At 55.5% G+C, this 4,153-nt stretch carries 7 protein-coding genes; 5 read left to right on the forward strand and 2 right to left on the reverse strand.

Annotation, left to right across the window (positions count from 1 at the left end):
- The 5 genes from APH36_RS28765 to APH36_RS28785 all read left to right on the forward strand — a co-directional run.
- A partial coding sequence (locus APH36_RS28765) for a multicopper oxidase domain-containing protein (protein ID WP_054906253.1) occupies positions 1-568 on the forward strand: 568 nt, incomplete at its 5' end.
- A 14-nt stretch (positions 569-582) separates the two neighbouring features.
- Positions 583-882, forward strand: coding sequence for a hypothetical protein (locus APH36_RS28770; RefSeq protein ID WP_176508570.1), 300 nt, complete (start codon positions 583-585; stop codon positions 880-882).
- Positions 872-1,987: a copper resistance protein B gene (locus APH36_RS28775; RefSeq protein WP_011953082.1), complete on the forward strand. Its 1,116-nt coding sequence runs from the start codon at positions 872-874 to the stop codon at positions 1,985-1,987. Before APH36_RS28770 ends, APH36_RS28775 begins: the two co-directional genes overlap by 11 nt.
- Before the next feature lie 9 nt (positions 1,988-1,996).
- Positions 1,997-2,776 (forward strand): cytochrome c, encoded by a 780-nt coding sequence (locus APH36_RS28780; RefSeq protein WP_011953081.1) that lies wholly within the window; start codon positions 1,997-1,999, stop codon positions 2,774-2,776.
- On the forward strand, positions 2,766-3,221 hold the full coding sequence (locus tag APH36_RS28785; RefSeq protein ID WP_011953080.1) for a DUF411 domain-containing protein: 456 nt from the start codon (positions 2,766-2,768) through the stop codon (positions 3,219-3,221). Before APH36_RS28780 ends, APH36_RS28785 begins: the two co-directional genes overlap by 11 nt.
- A gap of 97 nt (positions 3,222-3,318) precedes the next feature.
- Here the strand turns inward: APH36_RS28785 and APH36_RS28790 are convergent, their stop codons facing one another.
- Positions 3,319-3,651, reverse strand: a complete 333-nt coding sequence (locus tag APH36_RS28790; RefSeq protein ID WP_011953079.1) for a DUF2790 domain-containing protein — start codon at positions 3,649-3,651, stop codon at positions 3,319-3,321.
- Positions 3,652-4,022: 371 nt separating this feature from the next.
- On the reverse strand, positions 4,023-4,153 hold a 131-nt coding region (locus APH36_RS32945), incomplete at its 5' end, for a DNA binding protein (protein WP_256219368.1).

The following is a 4,153-nucleotide window of genomic DNA, read 5'->3' on the forward strand; positions in this document are numbered from 1 at the left end:
CATGACCGGTATGGACCAAAGCAATATGGCCGCCAGCGGTGCCATGCAGAACCATCCCGCCTCCGAAACAAACAACCCTCTGGTCGATATGCAGACCATGACCCCTACGCCAAAGCTGAGCGATCCGGGGATCGGGCTTCGCGATAACGGGCGTCGGGTTCTCACGTATTCGGATTTGCGTAGCACCTTCATCGACCCTGACGGCCGGGAACCTGGCCGGACAATCGAACTGCACCTTACCGGGCATATGGAAAAGTTCGCTTGGTCCTTCGATGGGATCAAGTTTTCTGACGCAGAGCCGCTGCGGCTCAAGTACGGCGAGCGCCTGCGTATTACCTTGGTCAACGACACCATGATGACTCACCCCATCCATCTGCACGGCATGTGGAGTGACCTGGAGGATGAGGACGGCAATTTCATGGTGCGAAAACACACGATCGATATGCCGCCTGGCTCGAAACGAAGCTATCGCGTAACCGCAGATGCACTCGGGCGCTGGGCCTATCACTGTCACCTCATGTACCACATGGAGATGGGCATGTTCCGAGAAGTCCGCGTGGACGAATGAACTGGAGATACGAGATGAGCAAACCAATGAAACGAAGCGCCTTTTTCCTCTCTGCCGCGATGGTTGGCCTGCTCGCGGTGTACGCCCCGTCTTCCTGGTCCAGTGACAACCATGATCAGCACTCTCAAAAGTCGTCCAACGCGGCGCAATCGAACGGCTCGAAGAGCAAGCAAGCCCAGGGCATGAACCATGAAGGCATGGATCACGGCTCCATGAAAGGCATGGATCATGGTTCCATGGAAGGAATGGATCACAGCAAAATGATGGAATCGCATGGCAGCGACAAAGCTAAGGCAGGGAAAAATGGCCAATAGCGTTGCACGACCATCGCTGCTGGCATTCGCCGTTTCTTTAGGTGTGCTGGGCGTTTCGCCCAGCTTCGCCGCTGAAATGGATCATTCCGGAATGGACCACTCGGCAATGGGCCACGGTGCCATGCAGATGGACCACGCCTCATCACAGGCTGCGATGCCGGGCATGGACCACAGCCAGATGGGCGCGAGCAAGCAACCCACGCAACCTGCACCCGTTGATCACAGCAAAATGGGCCATGGCCAGCCCAAAGCGAAACCCGCCTCGATGGACCACAGCAAGATGGACCATGGAAGCATGAAAGGCATGGATCACGGGTCCATGGAAGGCATGGATCATGGCGCGATGGGTCATTCCACGATGGGAAACGGGAACGCTGATTCGCCGACCCCGACCAGCCGTACGCCAATCCCGGTGCTGACTGATGCCGACCGGCAGGCTGCCTTCCCCCCGCTTGACGGGCACAAAATGGATGACAGCGGGTTCAACAGCTTTTTCTTGCTAGACCAACTGGAATACCAAGATGCCGATGAAGGTAGCACGCTTGCTTGGGATGCATCCGGCTGGGTGGGCGGCGATATCAATAGGCTCTGGATTCGCTCGGAAGGTGAACGAACCAATGGTGTGACTGAAGATGCTGAGCTGCAGCTCCTCTATGGCCGCTCGGTAAGCCCGTGGTGGGATGTTGTCGCCGGCGTCCGGCAGGATTTCAAACCGGAGGATCCGCAGACCTGGGCTGCGTTCGGTATTCAGGGCCTGGCCCTGTATGACTTCGAAGCTGAAGCCACCGCCTTTATCGGCGAGAACGGTCAAACCGCTGCCCGTCTGGAGGGCGAGTACGACATCTTGCTAACCAATCGTTTAATTCTTCAGCCAACCGCTGAGGCCAACTTTTATGGCAAGAACGACCCGGAACGCGGCGTCGGCTCTGGCCTGGCAAACACCGAAGTCGGGCTGCGGTTACGGTACGAGATTGTTCGCCAGTTCGCGCCATACATAGGTGTCACCTGGAGCCGTTCCTACGGCAAAACCGCCGATTTCATTCGGGATGAAGGCGGGGACGTGGACGAAGCTCGTTTTGTGGCCGGTATTCGGATGTGGTTTTGAGAACTCAACATGAAAAAAACAATTACAACGCTGGTGGCGGCAGGTGCTGTTACTAGCGCAGCAGTGCTAGGTGCTGCTTACTTCGGTCTCGTGAACGTTGGTGCGGACGACCCACACTTCCCCGCTGTGCATGCGTTTTTGGCCATGGCGCGGGATCGCTCGATTGAAGTCCGAGCAAGCGACATTGAGGTGCCAAACCTTAAAGATCCTGCTCTCATCCAAGCAGGGGCAGGCAACTACAACGCCATGTGTATCGGTTGCCACCTCGCGCCAGGGGTGGAGAAAACTGAACTCAGCCAAGCCCTATACCCATCCCCACCAAACCTCACCGAGATAGGTGTAAGCGGTGACCCTGCTGCTGCGTTTTGGACCATCAAGCACGGTATCAAAGCGACAGGCATGCCAGCCTGGGGTAAGAGCATGGACGACCAGTACATCTGGGGAATCGTCGCGTTCCTGGACCAGCTACCGCAACTCAATGCTGAGCAGTACCAGATGATGGTCGCTTCCAGTGGTGGTCACCAACATGGCGGTGGCGAAAGCGATATGCATAACCATGAAGGCCAACACGGTGGTGCGAAATCAGGTCATGGAAATCATGATGATTCCGCAGCAAACGGCGTGGCTGAGGAAAGTCATGATCATGGCAGTTCGCATTCGGAGTCTTCATCAGTAGCGGAGCACCACGGTGAACACGAGTCCGGCGAGGCGCACTCGGACCACCACACAGGTTCTACTCCCAAAACCCATGTGCACAAAGACGGGAAGGAGCACACTCATGACAAGTAAGCGCCGCTTCCTCGGTTTAAGTACCGCAGCGTCACTTCTAATCGCCTCAGCCGCCTTTGCTGCGGAGCCCCTGACTATCGATGTGCACCGGGACGCTAATTGCGGTTGCTGTAAGAAATGGATAGCGCACTTGGAGGCAAACGGCTTCAAGGTCGTCGACCACGTTGAAACGGACATGAGGGCGGTGAAGCAAGAGCTAGGAGTAGCTCCGAGGCTGGCTTCGTGTCACACCGCGGTTATCGATGGCAAGTTTGTGGAAGGTCACGTCCCCGCAGCCCAGGTGCAGGAGCTCATAAAGCGCAACGACCTGGCAGGCGTCGCGGTACCTGGCATGCCCGCTGGCTCACCAGGTATGGAGGTTGATGGCATGAAACACGCCTATCAAGTCATCGGCCTCACCAAGAGTGGGGACGATCAAGTAGTTGCCAGTTATCCTGACACGTAATGCAAGATGCCCCGGGGGAAGGGCTTCTGCCGGCCAGCCGACCAGCTGCAGCGCTGGTCGTGGTCAGCTTACTCCAAGACTTACCCTGTCCCTTCGGTCAGTTTTGACCTCTACAGTTAATTCCAGCAGAGCGATATTCGAGGATTTTCAACTCACCTGTTGAGTCCTCGTAATTCATCTGTGTCGGCATCACGTCGCAGCTACCTTTGAGCGAAGTCATACTGATAACTCTCGCCACATCCAGTTTCATTCCGTAGCGATAATGGATCACTTCAGGTGGTTTTTTTCCATTGGCAGCGGCGTAGGCACGCATTGCTTGCTCATTTGCCTGAATCATCTTTCCGTGTAAGCGATCAGATCCTCCTTCAGCTAAAGCGGATGAGGAGGCGATTACGAGCATGAGGGCGGCAATGCTTTTAGCGGTGTTCATTTCTGTTACTCCATGAAGACATGAGTGAAGCTTACCGACTGGGAGCTGTCATCCACGTGATCCAGGAATTACATGTTTGTAAGCAGGCTATCGATAATGATGGCTCTGAATACACGTGAAAGCCGCGTCGTTTCAGGCTGCGACAGTTTTAATTCTCTAGCGAATCAGTCTGAACCGGCGTTTTGGGTGATTGCGACAGTTTTGCGTTTCCTCTCCAAATGGCTGCAGGCCGCGAAAGACGGGACCCTCTAGCGACAGTTTTAATTCTCTAAATCCACCACCCGCAGAAAATTTCGTCACGCCCCAGAATGGGAATTTGCATTCGGGGCGCACCACGATTCATCTCGTGCCAGAAGCCGCCTGCAGTGCAATCAATTGGCGAGCCAAGACTCGACTACCTCAGCGCCATACTCGTTTTTCCAGGCCTTAAGCGTACGCTGATTACCACCCTTGGTCTCAACAACCTCTCCGCTGTGTGGATTCTTGTAGACCTTCACTTCGG

The organism is Pseudomonas sp. NBRC 111133, from assembly GCF_001320605.1.
Classification (GTDB): Bacteria; Pseudomonadota; Gammaproteobacteria; order Pseudomonadales; family Pseudomonadaceae; genus Aquipseudomonas; species Aquipseudomonas monteilii.